The following is a 14993-nucleotide window of genomic DNA, read 5'->3' on the forward strand; positions in this document are numbered from 1 at the left end:
CCTAGTGCGTCTTGGGTACGGCCTGCGGCGTTGGCACCGCGGCCATGCGGGAGGCCACCTTGACGGCGTCAAGGCTTGGCCCGACGTCGTGCACGCGGACTGCCCAGGCGCCGCGGGCGGCGCTGATGGCGGTGATTGCCGCCGTGGCCCCGTCCCGTTCCTCCGGGGCGGCGGACTTGCCGGCCACGGTTAGCAGCGTGCCCAGGAACCTCTTGCGCGACGCCGCCACGAGGACCCGGTGCCCCAGGCTGTCCAGCTGGTCGAGGTTCTGCAGCAGCTCCCAGTTGTGGGAATCGTTTTTGGCGAACCCAAGGCCCGGGTCCACGATGATCTGTTCAGGGCTGACACCGGCGGCGTAGAGCTTGTCCCGCACCCCTGCCAGTTCCGCCACGACCTCGCCGGCCACGTCCGTGTATTCGGCGAGCGAATTCATGGTCCGGGCGTCCCCGCGGCGGTGCGTGAGGACGTACGGAACCTTGGATGCTGCCACAAGTTCTGCCATCTCCGGTTCGATGGTCAGCCCGGAGACGTCATTGATGATGGCGGCACCGGCCTTAAGCGCGGCGGCCGCGGTGGAGGCGTGGGTGGTGTCGATGCTGACCAGCGCGCCGGCCTTCACGAGTGCTTGGATGACCGGCAGGACCCGCCGCTGCTCTTCCTCCGGCGTGACGTCCTCGGCGCCCGGCCGGGTGGACTCGCCCCCGACGTCGATGATGTCCGCACCCGCGTACAGCATCCGCAGGCCGGCCGCGACTGCGGTGTCCGCGGTGGGGTGCTTTCCGCCGTCGCTGAAGGAATCCGGGGTGACGTTCAGGATCCCCATGACCAGCGTGCGGCCGGTGGGGAGGTCCTCGAAGCGCGCAGCCGGGCGGGGCTTGCGCAGGATGGGCAGCGGGGAGGTTGCGGGCCCCGTTCCGGGGGCTGCAGCGAGTGAATCCATGGTTTGTTACCTTCCGAGGATGAGGCTCATGGCCTCGGCACGGGTGGCCGGGTCATGCAGCTGCCCGCGGACCGCACTGGTGACGGTCTTCGCTCCGGGCTTGCGGATGCCGCGCATCGACATGCACATGTGTTCGCATTCGACGACGACGATCGCCCCGCGGGGCTTGAGGTAGCGGACCATCGCTTCGACGATCTCCGTGGTCAGCCGCTCCTGGACCTGCGGGCGGCGGGCGTAGATGTCCACCAGCCGGGCCAGTTTGCTCAACCCGGTGACCTTTCCGTCATGCGACGGGATGTAGCCAACGTGCGCCACCCCGTGGAACGGCACCAGGTGGTGTTCGCACGTGGAGTAGAACGGAATGTCCTTGACCAGGACCAGTTCCTCGTGGTCCAGGTCAAAGGTGGTGGACAGGACCTCAGCGGGGTCGTGGTGCAGCCCTGCGAACACCTCGGCGTACGCCTTCGCAACCCTTTTGGGGGTATCCACGAGGCCGCCGCGGTCCGGGTCCTCGCCGATGGCGAGGAGGATCTCGCGGACGGCCGCCTCGATCCGGGGCCGATCCACTTTTTCATGTTTTGGGGACCGGTGACCGTCCTCCGCCGAGTGATCGGCGGAGGCGGAAACGTCGTCGTCGTCGAAGAAAGTCACAGGGAAAGCTTAGCCGTGAAGGGTCCCTGGCCCCGATTCGGGGGTGCCTCCGTGAAACGGCGCATCCTCCGCGACACCTTGGGAATGAGGCGGCTGGGCGTCCAGCGGCTCCTCCATCCGGGCCTTCTTCGCTTCTTCCTGCGCCTCGCGTTCGGCACGCTCCATGCGGCTCTCCACCGGCCCGGCCAGCTGCACGGGGCGGGTCTCCTTGGACAGCCACACCTCCCGGAAGTCACGCTTGCGGACGTCACGGAAAATGTCGGCGATCTCGGCCTGGTTCAGGGTTTCCCGCTCCAGCAGTTCGAGGGCCAGGATGTCCAGGATGTCGCGGTTTTCGGTGAGGATTTCGTACGCCTCGTCGTGGGCCTGCTCGATCAGGCGGCGCACTTCCTCGTCCACCACGTAGGCGATCTGGTCCGAGTAGTTGCGCTCGTGCCCGGCGTCGCGGCCCAGGAACGGCTCGCCGCCGCCCTGGCCCAGCCGGACAGCGCCGACGCGTTCGCTCATGCCGTATTCGGTGACCATCTTGCGGGCGGTTCCGGTGGCCTTTTCGATGTCGTTGGACGCACCGGTGGAGGGGTCGTGGAACACGATCTCTTCGGCGACGCGGCCGCCCATGGCGTACGCCATCTGGTCCAAGAGCTCGTTGCGGGTCACGGAGTACTTGTCGTTATCCGGCACCACCATGGTGTAGCCGAGGGCGCGGCCGCGCGGGAGGATGGTGATCTTGGTGACCGGTGCCGAGTTCCGCAGGGCGGCGGCAACCAGCGCGTGTCCGCCTTCGTGGTACGCGGTGATCTTGCGTTCGTGTTCCTTCATGACGCGGCTGCGCTTCTGCGGGCCGGCCATGACACGGTCGATGGCCTCATCCAGGGCGCGGTCATCGATCAGGTTCGCGTTGGACCGCGCGGTGAGCAGGGCGGCCTCGTTGAGGACGTTCGCCAGGTCTGCACCGGTGTAGCCCGGCGTCTTCTTGGCGACGGCCTTGAGGTCGACGCCCGGAGCCATCGGCTTGCCCTTGGCATGGACCTTGAGGATCTGGTCGCGGCCGATCAGGTCGGGGGCCTCCACGCCGATTTGGCGGTCGAAGCGGCCCGGACGCAGCAGGGCCGGGTCCAGGACGTCAGGCCGGTTGGTGGCTGCGATCAGGATGACGTTGGTCTTGACGTCGAAGCCGTCCATCTCCACCAGCAACTGGTTGAGGGTCTGCTCGCGTTCGTCGTTGCCGCCGCCGATCCCGGCGCCGCGGTGCCGGCCAACGGCGTCGATCTCGTCCACGAAGATGATGGCCGGCGAGTTGGCCTTGGCCTGTTCGAAGAGGTCGCGCACGCGGGAGGCGCCGACGCCGACGAACATCTCCACGAAGTCGGAGCCTGAGATGGAGAAGAAGGGAACGCCGGCCTCACCGGCAACCGCGCGGGCCAGCAGCGTCTTACCGGTACCTGGAGGGCCGTAGAGCAGCACGCCCTTGGGGATCTTGGCGCCGACGGCCTGGAACTTGGCGGGCTCCTGCAGGAATTCCTTGATTTCCTGCAGTTCCTCCACGGCCTCATCGGAACCTGCCACGTCAGCGAAGGTGACTTGCGGCATGTCCTTGCTGACCATCTTGGCCTTGGACTTGCCGAACTGCATGATCTTGGAGCCGCCGCCCTGCATTCGGGTCATCAGGAACCAGAAGAGGGCGCCCAGCAGGATCACGGGGATCAGGAGCGAGAGCAGGCCGGAGAACCAGTTGCTTTCGATCGGCTGGTCGGTGAAGCCCTGGGCGGGCTTGGCGTCGGTGACTGCCTTCACCACATCCTGCGCACGGGCATCCACGAAGAAGAACTGCACGCTCTTGCCTTTGTCCTGCCCGTTCACCTGCAGGTTGTCCTTCAGCGTGAGGTCAACGCGGTTCTCGCCGTCGAAGATCTTGGCCTGCTCCACCTTGTTGCTGGAGAGCAGTTCCAGGCCTTTGTCCGTGTCGATCCGGGCCGCACCGCCGGGGGCGAGCGTTGCAAAAGCCACGAGGAGCAGACCGACCACAACGACGATCCAGATGCCCGGGCCTTTGAAGAAGTTCTTAGCTTTCATCTGTTCGGGGGCTCGCCCCGTCCCTTCCGGTAGTGCTTCACGGCGAGTAGTCTGCGCGCGTGATGGTGCTGCGTCAGCTTCTAGCTATACACCGTCCGGAGTACATCACGCATAGCGAAAAGCAAAAGTTCCCTGTGGGCGTAGCGGGCCCGGAAGTCCGGGAATGCCCCGGTCAGGGCTGTTCCCGCGGTGCTGCGACGGACCCGCGGGTGACCAGCGGGCAGCCGAGGAGCACCGTGCCGGCTGTCCCGCCATCGGTGCCGGCGCCGGTCCTGGGGGCTTCGCCGGAACCGGCTTCGATGGCGTCGATCAGCCGGCCTGCCGCCCACGCACCCATTTCGTAGTGCGGCAGGGCCACGGTGGTCAGGCCGGGGTGAAGGCTGGCGGCAATCAGTTCCTGGTCATCGAAGCCGACGACGGACAGGTCGCCCGGGATGGAGAGGCCCAGTTCCGCCGCGGCGCGGTAGGCGCCCATGGCCATGCGGTCGTTGTAGCAGAAGAGGCCCGACGGCGGGTGGCCGCTTTCCAGCATCCTGCGGGCGGCAGCGTATCCGCCGGCAGCATCGGACGACGCCGGTTCGACGGGGGCGGAGGCGCCGTCCAGGCCCGCGCGGGTCAGCGTGTCCCGGAAACCCTGGAGCCGCCGGACGGTGGAGGGAACGTCCTCGGTGTTGTTGATGAACCCGATCCGGGTGTGGCCCGCAGCAAGGAGGGCTTCCACCGCGGCGGCCGCGCCGCCGTACTCGTCCGGGACTACTGCCGGAAAGCTGTCATCCGCTGTGACGGCATCCACCAGAACTGAAGGGACCTTGCCAAGGTTGGCGGGCGCCTCCAGGTACCGGTGGTACATGGTGGCGTAAAGGATGCCGTCCACCTGCCGCTCCAGCAGGGACTCCACGTCGGCTTCGCGGGAGCCGTGGTCCGCCCAGCCCGCCGTATTGATGATCATCAGGGTGTAGCCGCGGGCGCGGGCCGCTTCGTCGGCGCCAAGGATGATGCGGCCGGCATGCGGCGTGGTGGCCACATCCTCGCTGACCAGGCCCAGCACACCTGACTTGCGGCTGCGGAGGGCCCGGGCCAGCCGGTTGGGCCCGTACCCCAGCCGGACCGCCGTCGCCTTCACTTTTTCTCGGGTTTCGGGGCTGACGCGGGCGTACGGCGCGTCATTGAGGACATGGGAGACGGTGGTGGCGGACACCCCTGCCGCCCGGGCCACGTCCCTGATGCCAACGTTCCTGCTACCCACGGTGGTTGCCCCGGGCAGCAGGGGCTGGGCCCGCGGGCAGCTTATTCGTAGACGTGCGGGGCGAGGGTGCCCACGAAGTCCAGGTTGCGGTACTTTTCGGCGTAGTCCAGGCCGTAGCCCACCACGAATTCGTTGGGGATGTCGTAGCCAACGTACTTGACGTCGATCTCCACCTTGGCGGCGGTGGGCTTGCGGAAGGCGGTGCAGATCTCCACCGAGGCAGTGCCGCGGGATTCCAGGTTGGTCTTCAGCCAGGACAGCGTGAGGCCGGAATCGATGATGTCCTCGACGATCAGGACGTCCTTGCCCATCAGGTCGGTGTCCAGGTCCTTCAGGATCCGCACCACACCGGAGGACTGGGTGCCCGAGCCGTAGGAGGACACCGCCATCCAGTCCATGGAGACGTGGCTGTGCAGGGCCCTGGCCAGGTCTGCCATGACCATCACGGCGCCCTTGAGGACACCGACAATGAGGATCTCGCGCCCTTCGTAGTCCTTGTCGATCTGTGCAGCGAGTTCGGTGATCCGCTGCTGGATCTGTTCCTTGGTGTAGAGAACGTGCTTGAGGTCTGCCTGGACGTCGTTTGAATCCACCAATGGCTCCTGTTTAGATGCGGGGTGCGACTATTCTTGGGGCGGTTTTTGAGGCCGGAATACTAGCTTCCCACAGCGCGCCCGTTCACGGGGAACGGAACCGGCGCCTCCCGGACCGCCGGGACCGGCAGGCCGTTCCCGTTGCGCCAACGACAACCGGTACACGCTCACGCCGCCGGGAAGCTCCACCGGACCGGCCGAACCCTGCCGCCGGAGCAGCGCTTCGGCCGCCAAAAGGCGCTGGTAGCCGGGCTGCTGGCCGCCGGTGGCGGCCGCCGCCTTGGCGATCACGCGGAACCTGATGGCAGGGGCCAGGGCCCGCAGCGGCTCCTCGGGCAGGCTGAGGTCCGCGCCGTCCCGCTCCACGAGGGAGGCGTAAGTGCTTTCTGCCACATCCTCCAGGTAGTCGGCGTCCAGCTGGAGGATCGAGGCGGTCCGGGCCAGGGATTCGGCCACGCCGGGACCCAGCTTTTGCTCAAGGTGCGGGAGGACTTCCACCCGGGTACGCGAGCGCGCGAACGCGGGGTCGGTGTTGGTGGGATCGTGCCAGGGCTCCAGTTCCTCCACCTCGCAGATCTCCTCCGTGCCGGCCCGCCGGAGTCCGAGGAACGGGCGCAACAGCACCTGGTTGCCGGTACCTGCGCGGGCGGGCCGCATGCCGGCGAGGGACCGGGTTCCGGAGCCGCGGGCCAGGCCCAGCAGGACCTGTTCGGCCTGGTCGTCGAGGGTGTGGCCCAGGAGGATGGCGCCGGCGCCCTGCTCCGCGGCCGCCGCCTCAAGTGCGGCGTGCCGGGCCTCGCGGGCTGCCGCTTCCGGGCCCATGCCTGACGCCGAGACCGTGACGGTGCGGATCTCCACGGGGTGGAGACCGAGTTCCCGCAGTGCGTCGGCGGTGCGGGCGGCCACCTGGGCGGAGCCGGCCTGCAGCTGATGGTCCACCACGACGGCGCCCACGGCCAGCGGGTGGCCGTCCACGTGGCCGCGCCGGGCGAAGTAGGCGGCCACGGCGGCGAGCGCCAGGGAGTCGGGCCCGCCGCTGCATGCAACCGTAACGCGGCCGGGATATCCGGCGTCGGCGAGGGCGTTCTGCAGCATTTTGCGGGCGGTGCCGACGACCGGGGCGAGCCTGCCGGGACGGCGCCGTCCGCTGCGGCGCGGGGTTGGGCCGCTGGAAGGATTGTCAGGCATAGGCGGCTGCTGCGGCTGGGCGTCCGGCAATCAGAGACCCATCCGGTCGATCCAAAGCTTGGCGTCGTGGATCTCCGGTTCCGTGGGCAGGTGGTCAACCGACTCCCAGACCCTGTTGAAGCCCTCCATGCCGGCCACGTCCACCACGGCGCGGACAAAGCGTGCGCCGTCGGAGTACTGCCGCATTTTCGCGTCCAGGCCCAGGAGGCTGCGGATGAACTTCTCGATCACGCCGCGGTCCTTGCCGCGGTCGTTGAACCGCTGCCGGATGGTCTTCACGGAGGGGACGATGCTGGCATCAACGGCGTCCATCACTACGTTGGCATGTCCTTCGAGGAGGCTCATCACTGCAGTGAGGTGCGAGATGGCGGCCTTCTCCTCGGGGTCCTGCAGGAGGTCCAGGATGGCGCCCCGGCCTGGCGTGTTTCCGGTGGCCGAGCGGTCCTTCAGCGAACGGGCAGCAGCGGAGGCGCGCTCCATCAGCGAGTCGACGTTGCCCAGCAGGTGGCCGCTGAGTTCGTCGATCTGTTCCAGCATGTGGTGGCGCAGCCAGGGCGCCGCGGCGAACTGGACCCGGTGGGTCTGCTCGTGCAGGCACACCCAGAGCCGGAAGTCCTCCGGCGCGACGTTGAGCTCCCGCTCCACCGTGACAATATTTGGTGCCACGAGCAGGAGCCGGCCGGCTGCGGGCGCGGTGGAGTTCTCGGCCAATGCCGCGAAAGGATCGTACTGGCCCAGCACCTTGCTGGAGAGGAAGGCGAGGACCGCGCCGAGCTGGCCGCCGGTGATGGCGCCGCTGACGCTGGCAGCGGAGGGGCTCAGGTTGCCGCGGCGGCTGTCCAGCATCTTCTGCATGGCCGGCTTGAGCATCACCGCGAAGCTCTGCGTGTTGGCCTTGGCCCAGGAAGCCCGGTCCACCACCAGCACTGAGGAATCCCGGAGGTCCCGGGCGGCTTCCAGGCCGGTGATTTCGTGGACGTGCGGGACGGACGCGTCAGCGAGCCGTCGAAGGCTCTCCACCGCCTCGCCGATGGCCTTTTCATCCAGCACCGGGCCGGCCGGCGCCAGCCGCGCCGCGGCGGAAGCAGCGAGGTCCCAGTTGATCAGGGACTGGGCCGTTGGGGACAACGTCGGTGCGGACTCGCGCGCGGTGGACTCCATGGTTCCCATCAGAACACAGCAGGCCGGGGAACGTCCTTAAAGTTCGCTGACCGGCGAACTTCCACAGCCACAGCACAGGGTGCCGAAAGCACCGGCCCAGTCCGCCCGGCCATGGTGGAGGTACAGGCCAAGACCCCGTATGAAGGAGGCCCCCCCGTGATCCCCTACCGCCCCATCCCTCCCCTGACCACAAGCCCGGGCAAGGGCTGGGCGTCGGTGCTTGCCGCCGTCGTCATGGCCGCGTTGCTGGGCGTGCAGCCGCAGTAAGTCAGCGGCAGCCGCATCCGGCCAGCGCCGTGGCCGCCCGGTCCAGCGCCTGCTTGTTTCCTGCCGCCCCCGGCGTGAGCCCGTTGCCGATGAAAGAGAACACCAGGAGCCGGCCGTCGGCGTCCACCACATAGCCGCTCAGCGCCAGGACGGTGTTCAAGGTCCCGGTCTTGGCGCGCACCAGCCCTGCGCCGCCCGCAGTGGTGGCATCCCCGTACCGGGCGTCCAGGGTGCCGGAAAGTCCGCCCACCGGAAACCCGTCCAGGGCACCGCGAAGCCTGGAATCGGGGCCGGTGGTCATGGCCCTGACCGTGTCCGTGAACTGGCGGGCGGACACCTGGTTGCCCAGGGCCAGCCCGCATACGTCCACCAGTTTGATGGTGTCCGGGGTGACGCCGGCGGCCCCTGCCTCGGCGGTGACCACGGCCGTGGCGCCGTCATTGCTGCCGGGCCGGCCGGTGGCCAGCGCCGCCATCCGGCCCATGGTTTCGGCCAGGTAGTTGTCCGATACCTGCAGCATCAGGTCCACCTGCTCGGCCACGGTGGCCGATTCAACCTCTGCCAGCACCGCCGGCTGTGCCTGGGCAGGGGCGCCTGCCGCCGTGGCCGCCACGGGTGCGCGTTCGACGCCGGCCGCAACGGTCAGGCCCGCTCCGGCACCTGCAGCCCGGAGCCGTGCCGCGAATTCCCCGGCCGCAGCCATGGCAGCGTCCTGGGGCCGCGGACCCGTGGTGGCCGCGGGATCAAAACGCGCGGAGTTGAGGGCGAGCGGGTAAAGCGGGGCGATTTCGCCTGCTTCAACGTCTCCCGCCAGCCAGGCCGGGTTCAGTGCGGGGCCCGTGAAGAGCGAATCGTCCAGCAGGACGGTGATTTCCCCGGTGGTGCCGGCAGCCCGCAGGGCATCCACGGCCAGCGCGGCAAGGGTAGCCATCCCGGCGTGGCCCAGTGTCTGTTCCGGCTGCGATTCCCCCGCCCCCAGCAGGACGTCACCGCCACCCAGCAGCACTACCTGCCCCGGAGCGGGACCGCGCAGCACCTTGGTGGCGAACCGATGGTCCGGTCCCAGGGTCCGCAGCGCGGCGACGGACGTCAGAAGCTTGAGGTTGGACGCCGGCACCCGGCCTTCGGAGCCGCCCCGGTCAAAAAGGACCTGGCCGGTGGACGCGTCCTGCACGATGCCCGTGAACGTACCGCCGCCGTCGGTCGTCAACAGCGGATCCACCTGGGCCGCCACCACCGAGGGCGCGGGCACCGGTGCGGACTGCTGGAGCGGGGCAAGGGCCTGCGGGGCCGGCACGGTGGCGGGGAGCTGCTGCCAGGGCGGCACCGGCGCTGCCGGGGCGGGAGCCCCGGGGCTGACGAAGCCCTGGGCCACCAGCAGAGCACCCGGAACCGCCAAGGCCGCCAGCAGCAATATCGCCAGCACCGGCAGGACGGCCGGCCTCAAGGCCCGGACCAGGCCTGCCGAGCCCCGGGATCGCCGGCCACGCCGCGATTCCGTGCCGGTTGTGTTGCTCATGCTGGTGCTGGTCCTCAAGTCCTGAAATTTCCCCACAAGTTCCTGATTCCAGGGCCTCTCGCTATATCCTCAATAATAGTCGGCGGCACCGACACTCTTTTTTGTGGGCCGTCAAGTGTGCCGCGCACCCCCTGTAATTGCCGAGGAGCATTCCATGAAGCACGACGTGACCATCGAGATCCCCAAGGGATCACGCGTCAAGTACGAAGTTGACCACGAGACCGGCCGCGTCCGCCTGGACCGCGTCCTCTTCACCTCCATGCAGTACCCCACCCACTACGGGTACTTCGAAAACACCCTCGGCGAGGACGGTGACCCGCTGGACGCCCTGGTCCTGCTGCAGGACTTCGACCTGCACCCGGGCGTCATCGTCGAATCCCGCCCCATCGGCGTCTTCAACATGACCGACGACGGTGGCGGAGACGCCAAGGTGCTGTGCGTCCCCGTGGATGCCCGCTTTGACCACATCCAGGAAGTCAGCGATGTCAACGAATTCCTGATCAAGGAAATTGAGCACTTCTTCACCCGCTACAAGGACCTGGAGCCCGGCAAGTGGGTCAAGGCCGAGGGCTGGGGCGACCGCGCCGCCGCCGAAGCCGAACTCGAAGCCTCCATCAAGCGTTACGTGCCCACCGGCCACTAATCCCCACCGTCCCCCTAACCTCGCTTCGCTCGGTCAGGGAACCCCTGACGGCGTGGGCCCTGTCTTAACGCCGACGGCGGGTGGCCGGCTTTTCGAAGCCGGCCACCCGCCGTCGTTGTTCCAGGAACTTATGGCATCGTGGGGCTGTGAGTTCCGAGCCAGCGTTGACATCCCAGCTTCTGTTCCACCCACCCTGCGGCCCCGTGGGCGGCTGGCGCGACGGCGACGTCCTCCGGGCCACCGGCATCCCGTATGCAAGGGCCGGGCGGTTCCAGCCGCCGGCACCGGTCCCGGACTGGATCACTGAGCTTGCCGCCACCTCGCTCTCCCCCGCTTGCCCCCAAGCACCTGTACCGTTCCTCGACGACGTCCTGGGCACCAAGTACGGGGAACTTCCGGGCAGCGAGGACTGCCAGAACCTCTCCATCACCATGCCCGGCGACCTCCAGCCGGAGGAAAAGCTGCCCGTGATGGTATGGATCCACGGAGGGTCATACACCACCGGGTCCGGAGACCTGGCCATCTTCGATCCGGCCCGGTTGGTGGCCGAAAACCGGGTGGTGGTCGTGTCCGTGACCTACCGCCTGGGCCTGTTCGGGTTCCTCGCCACGCCGGCCGGCCGGCCCGGCAACCTGGGGCTCCTGGACCAACTGGAGGCGTTCCGCTGGGTGCAACGGAACATTGCGGCCTTCGGCGGCAACCCGCGGCAGGTCACGGCCTTCGGCCAGTCCGCCGGCGGCGACGCGATCGCCCACCTGATGGCCACCCCTGAGGCGCCCGCGCTCTTCCAGCGTGCCATCATCCAAAGCGCACCGCTGGGCATCACCCGGGGCCGGGCGAAGATGAACCACGCCATGGGCATCGCCGCGGACGGCGTCACGGAGGAGACTCCGGCCATGGACGTGGTGGCGCTTGAGGCACAGGTTACCCAGGTGGCCAAGAAGTTCGGGATGCTCGCGGCCATGCCGTTTGGAACCCAGTACGGCCACGATCCGCTCCCCGATGAGGATGCCGTCGAGGCGGCCTGGGACCGGTCCGCGCCGGAGATCGACGTGCTGATCGGGCACACCTCAGAGGAGGCCAGGCTGTTCCTCCCCCGCAGCCCGCGGCTCATGCGGGTGGCCGCCGTTCCGCTGGTGGGCGCCGCCGCCGTCCGCGCCATCGACTGGGTGGTCACCGAAACCGTGTACGGCCGGGCCACCCGCCGCTTTGCCCGCCGGCACGTGAAGGCGGGCGGCCGGGCCCACCGGTACGTCCTGGACTGGCACGCCCCCGGCAACATCTTCGGCGCCGCCCACACCATCGACCTGCCCCTGCTGCTTGGCACCCGGAAGACCTGGGACGGCGTGGGCCTGATCGAGGGCGCCCGCTGGGAGGACGTGGACCTGACCGGCCGCTCAGTACGGGCCCTGTGGGCTGCCTTTGCGCGGGGCGATGACCTGGGCGAAGCCGGATCCGTGGACGGGGCCCTGCACTACCGGCGCGTCTGAGCCCGGCATGAAGACCCTTGGCGTAGACCTCGCGGCGGCCACCAAGAAAACTGCCGTGGCGGCCATCGAGTGGAGTGACCACCAGGCCCGGCTCACCCACCTGGCCCTGGACGTGGACGACCAACACATCGTGGAGCTGTTCGGCAGCAGCGACATGACCGGCGTCGACTGCCCCGTAGGCTGGCCCGATGCCCTGATCCCGTTCCTCACCGGCCATCTGGACAACATCGCGGCCCCCGTCCTTGAACACGACGGAATCGCCGGCCGCCGGCTGCTCGCGTACCGGGACACGGACCGTTTCTGCACGGCACGGACTGGCCTGATCCCGCTCAGCGTCTCCGCGGACCGGCTGGCCCACCCTGCCATGCGCTGCGCGGTCATCCAGGCAAAGATCGCCCAACTCCATGGCCCGCAACCGAGGGACGGTTCCGGCCGCCTGGCCGAGGTGTATCCGGCGGCGTCCCTGAAGATCTGGGGCCTGAACGGCCGCGGCTACAAAGGCCGGGGCGCCCCGGAATCCGAACGCCTTGGCTTGCTGCTTGCGGCCCTCGAGGAGCGGGCACCATGGCTGGACCTGGGCGGTGACCGGGACAGGCTAACCAGTTCGGACGACCTTTTCGACGCCGTCATCGCGTCACTGACCGCCCGTGCCGTGGCCCGGCGTCGTACGCTCCTGCCGGACATCGCCCACGCTGCGGCCGCGCGCAGCGAAGGCTGGATCCACCTGCCCGGCTGCACGCTGGATGAACTCCCGCTTCAGTAAGTCAGCCGCCGAGCCTCCAGTTCCGGATCTCCTCCGGGTCCTCACCGTGCGTGCGGGTGTGCTCACGCGCCCGGTTGCGCCGGTCCTGCAGGTCCTGGCGCAACAGCGCGTGCTTCCCCGCCAGGCCGGGGACGCGGTCGATCGCGTCGATGGCCAGGGTGAAGCGGTCAATTCCGTTGAGCATGGACATGTCGAACGGCGTGGTGGTGGTGCCCTCTTCCTTGTACCCGTGCACGTGCAGGCCCTGCTGGTTGGTCCGGCGGTACGCAAGCCGGTGGATCAGCGCAGGATAGCCGTGGTAGGCGAAAATGACCGGCTTGTCCGAGGTGAAGATGCCGTCAAAGTCGTGTGCGGCGAGGCCATGCGGATGCTCGCTGTCATCCTGCAGCCGCATGAGGTCCACCACGTTCACCACCCGTACTTTGAGCCCGGGAGCGCCGTCCCGGAGCAGTTCGGCGGCGGCGACGGTCTCCACGGTGGGGACGTCGCCGGCGCAGGCCAGGACGACGTCGGGCTCCTCGCCGGGCACCTCGGACCCCGCGAACGTCCAGATGCCCAGGCCGCGCCGGCAGTGGTTGGCGGCGTCTGCAGGGCCAAGCCACGTGGGCGAGGGCTGCTTGCCGCTGACCACGATGTTCACGTAGTCCGTAGAGGCCAGGCAGTGCTCCATGACGGACAGCAGGGTGTTGACGTCCGGCGGCAGGTACACCCGGATGACCTCGGCCTTCTTGTTCACCGCGTGGTCGATGAAGCCCGGATCCTGGTGCGAGAAACCATTGTGGTCCTGCTGCCAGACGTGCGAGGACAGCACATAGTTCAGGGAAGCCACCGGCCGGCGCCACGGCAGTGCCCGCGAGACTTTAAGCCATTTGGCGTGCTGGTTGAACATGGAATCGACAATGTGGACGAAGGCCTCGTAGCAGTTGAACACCCCGTGCCGGCCGGTGAGGAGGTATCCTTCCAGCCAGCCCTGGCACAGGTGCTCGCTCAGCACCTCCAGGACGCGGCCGGAGCGCGCAAGGTGCTCGTCGACGTCGTCAACCCGGTACTGCCACACCTTGTCGGTGGCCTCGTAGACGTTCTGCAGCCGGTTGGAGGCTGTCTCGTCCGGCCCGAAAAGCCGGAAGTTCTCCATGTTCTGCGCAATCACGTCCCGCATCCAGGAGCCCAGCGTGACCATCGGGCTCACCCGTTCAGTGCCCGGGCGGGGCACCTCCACGGCGTGGTCCCGGTAGGCGGGCAGCTTCAGGGCGCGCCTGAGCAGTCCGCCGTTGGCGTGCGGCGTTGCACTCATCCGGAAGTCGCCGGTGGGGGCGCCCTCGGCGACATCGGCGCGGAGCCTGCCGCCGCCGTCGAACAGTTCCCGGGGCCGGTAGGACTGCATCCATTCCTCCAGCTGCTTCAGGTGGTCACCATTGGTGCGGACTTCGGACAGCGGCACCTGGTGCGCACGCCACGTCCCTTCCACCTGCAGCCCATCCACGGTCCGCGGCCCGGTCCAGCCCTTCGGCGAGCGCAGCACGATCATCGGCCAGCGGTGGCCACCCTCCCCTGTTTCCGCGCCGGCGGGGACTTGCCGGTGGGCGTCCTGGATGGCTTTGATGTCCGCCAGGCACCGGTCCAGGACCGCGGCGAAATCCCGGTGTGCCTGTTCCGTGTTGTCCGGGTCCGCCACGGTGACGAAATATGGCTCGTGCCCATAGCCGCGCAGCAGCTGCTCCAACTGCTGCTCAGGCATCCGGGCCAGGATGGTGGGGTTGGCGATCTTGTAGCCGTTCAGGTGCAGGATGGGCAGCACCGCGCCGTCCGCCGCGGGATCCAGGAAGTTGTGGGAGTGCCAGCTGGCAGCCAGTGGCCCGGTTTCCGCCTCGCCGTCGCCAATCACAACGGCGGTCACCAGCCGGGGGTTGTCGAACACCGACCCGTAAGCGTGCGCCAGGGAGTACCCGAGTTCCCCGCCTTCGCTGATGGAACCGGGAGTTTCCGGGGCCGCGTGGCTGGGGATTCCCCCGGGGTACGAGAACTGCCGGAACAGTTCAGCCATGCCGGCCTCATCGTTGCCCACGTGGGCAAAGATTTCGGAATACGTTCCCTCCAGCCAGGCATTGGCGACGACGGCGGGGCCCCCATGGCCGGGACCGGCCACAAAGAGCATCTCCAGGGAGTTGCGGCGGATCACGCGGTTCAGGTGGGCGTAAACAAAGTTGAGTCCGGGTGTGGTGCCCCAGTGGCCCAACAGGCGGGACTTGGTGTCCTCCGCCTGCAGCGGTTCCCGCAGGAGCGGGTTGGACCGCAGGTAGATCTGCCCCACCGAGAGGTAGTTTGCGGCCCGCCACCAGCGGTCCACCAGGGCCAGTTCGTCCGCCGACGCCGGTGCCTGCCCCTGCCCGTCGTGCCGCATGTCGTCGTGCCCTGTATTCCCGGCCATAGCCATCCTCACATCGGGTGTGCCGCTGGGC

The 14993-nt window shown here is 68.4% G+C and carries 12 protein-coding genes; 3 read left to right on the top strand and 9 right to left on the bottom strand.

All coding sequences use genetic code 11. The features are described from left to right. Position 1: 1 nt before the first annotated feature. From folP to dacB, 8 genes are all read right to left on the bottom strand, one after another. Positions 2-940 carry a dihydropteroate synthase gene (folP, locus tag QRN53_RS06780; protein ID WP_285243256.1) on the bottom strand — a complete coding sequence of 313 codons (939 nt, stop codon included), beginning with the start codon at positions 938-940 and terminating at the stop codon, positions 2-4. A 6-nt stretch (positions 941-946) separates the two neighbouring features. Then, a complete protein-coding gene (gene folE / locus QRN53_RS06785) occupies positions 947-1591 on the bottom strand; it encodes a GTP cyclohydrolase I FolE (protein WP_285243257.1) in 645 nt (214 codons plus the stop codon). A 9-nt stretch (positions 1592-1600) separates the two neighbouring features. Further along, positions 1601-3664: an ATP-dependent zinc metalloprotease FtsH gene (gene ftsH / locus QRN53_RS06790; RefSeq protein ID WP_285243258.1), complete on the bottom strand. Its 2064-nt coding sequence runs from the start codon at positions 3662-3664 to the stop codon at positions 1601-1603. 172 nt (positions 3665-3836) lie between these two features. After that, on the bottom strand, positions 3837-4910 hold the full coding sequence (locus QRN53_RS06795) for a LacI family DNA-binding transcriptional regulator (RefSeq protein ID WP_285243259.1): 1074 nt from the start codon (positions 4908-4910) through the stop codon (positions 3837-3839). 41 nt (positions 4911-4951) lie between these two features. Continuing rightward, a complete protein-coding gene (gene hpt, locus QRN53_RS06800) occupies positions 4952-5503 on the bottom strand; it encodes a hypoxanthine phosphoribosyltransferase (RefSeq protein ID WP_285243260.1) in 552 nt (183 codons plus the stop codon). 30 nt (positions 5504-5533) lie between these two features. Further along, the gene (tilS, locus tag QRN53_RS06805; protein WP_285243509.1) at positions 5534-6598 is read right to left on the bottom strand and encodes a tRNA lysidine(34) synthetase TilS; all 1065 of its coding nucleotides are present in this window, start codon (positions 6596-6598) and stop codon (positions 5534-5536) included. 123 nt (positions 6599-6721) lie between these two features. Further along, the gene (locus QRN53_RS06810) at positions 6722-7852 is read right to left on the bottom strand and encodes an Rv3626c family coenzyme F420 biosynthesis-associated protein (RefSeq protein WP_285243510.1); all 1131 of its coding nucleotides are present in this window, start codon (positions 7850-7852) and stop codon (positions 6722-6724) included. 268 nt (positions 7853-8120) lie between these two features. Continuing rightward, the gene (dacB, locus tag QRN53_RS06815) at positions 8121-9638 is read right to left on the bottom strand and encodes a D-alanyl-D-alanine carboxypeptidase/D-alanyl-D-alanine endopeptidase (protein WP_285243261.1); all 1518 of its coding nucleotides are present in this window, start codon (positions 9636-9638) and stop codon (positions 8121-8123) included. Between the two features lie 154 nt (positions 9639-9792). Here dacB and QRN53_RS06820 point away from each other — a divergent pair, with 154 nt between their 5' ends. The 3 genes from QRN53_RS06820 (at position 9793) to QRN53_RS06830 (ending at position 12534) form a co-directional block, all read left to right on the top strand. Continuing rightward, positions 9793-10281, top strand: a complete 489-nt coding sequence (locus tag QRN53_RS06820) for an inorganic diphosphatase (RefSeq protein ID WP_142042744.1) — start codon at positions 9793-9795, stop codon at positions 10279-10281. 146 nt (positions 10282-10427) lie between these two features. Next, on the top strand, positions 10428-11771 hold the full coding sequence (locus QRN53_RS06825; protein ID WP_285243262.1) for a carboxylesterase family protein: 1344 nt from the start codon (positions 10428-10430) through the stop codon (positions 11769-11771). Between the two features lie 7 nt (positions 11772-11778). Next, positions 11779-12534 carry a DUF429 domain-containing protein gene (locus QRN53_RS06830; protein WP_285243263.1) on the top strand — a complete coding sequence of 252 codons (756 nt, stop codon included), beginning with the start codon at positions 11779-11781 and terminating at the stop codon, positions 12532-12534. Position 12535: 1 nt separating this feature from the next. On the opposite strand, the gene QRN53_RS06835 is transcribed toward QRN53_RS06830, so the two are convergent. Continuing rightward, positions 12536-14962: a phosphoketolase family protein gene (locus QRN53_RS06835; protein WP_285243264.1), complete on the bottom strand. Its 2427-nt coding sequence runs from the start codon at positions 14960-14962 to the stop codon at positions 12536-12538. Positions 14963-14993: the final 31 nt, after the last annotated feature.

It is taken from the genome of Pseudarthrobacter sp. fls2-241-R2A-127, from assembly GCF_030209355.1.
GTDB lineage: Bacteria > Actinomycetota > Actinomycetes > Actinomycetales > Micrococcaceae > Arthrobacter.

Bases quoted from the DNA above. Each gene is read 5' to 3' on its own strand.
- QRN53_RS06830 (WP_285243263.1), top strand. From the start codon at position 11,779: ATGAAGACCCTTGGCGTAGACCTCGCGGCGGCCACCAAGAAAACTGCC.
- QRN53_RS06820 (WP_142042744.1), top strand. From the start codon at position 9,793: ATGAAGCACGACGTGACCATCGAGATCCCCAAGGGATCACGCGTCAAG.
- folP (WP_285243256.1), bottom strand. From the start codon at position 940: ATGGATTCACTCGCTGCAGCCCCCGGAACGGGGCCCGCAACCTCCCCG.
- QRN53_RS06835 (WP_285243264.1), bottom strand. From the start codon at position 14,962: ATGGCCGGGAATACAGGGCACGACGACATGCGGCACGACGGGCAGGGG.
- QRN53_RS06810 (WP_285243510.1), bottom strand. From the start codon at position 7,852: ATGGAGTCCACCGCGCGCGAGTCCGCACCGACGTTGTCCCCAACGGCC.
- dacB (WP_285243261.1), bottom strand. From the start codon at position 9,638: ATGAGCAACACAACCGGCACGGAATCGCGGCGTGGCCGGCGATCCCGG.
- tilS (WP_285243509.1), bottom strand. From the start codon at position 6,598: ATGCTGCAGAACGCCCTCGCCGACGCCGGATATCCCGGCCGCGTTACG.
- ftsH (WP_285243258.1), bottom strand. From the start codon at position 3,664: ATGAAAGCTAAGAACTTCTTCAAAGGCCCGGGCATCTGGATCGTCGTT.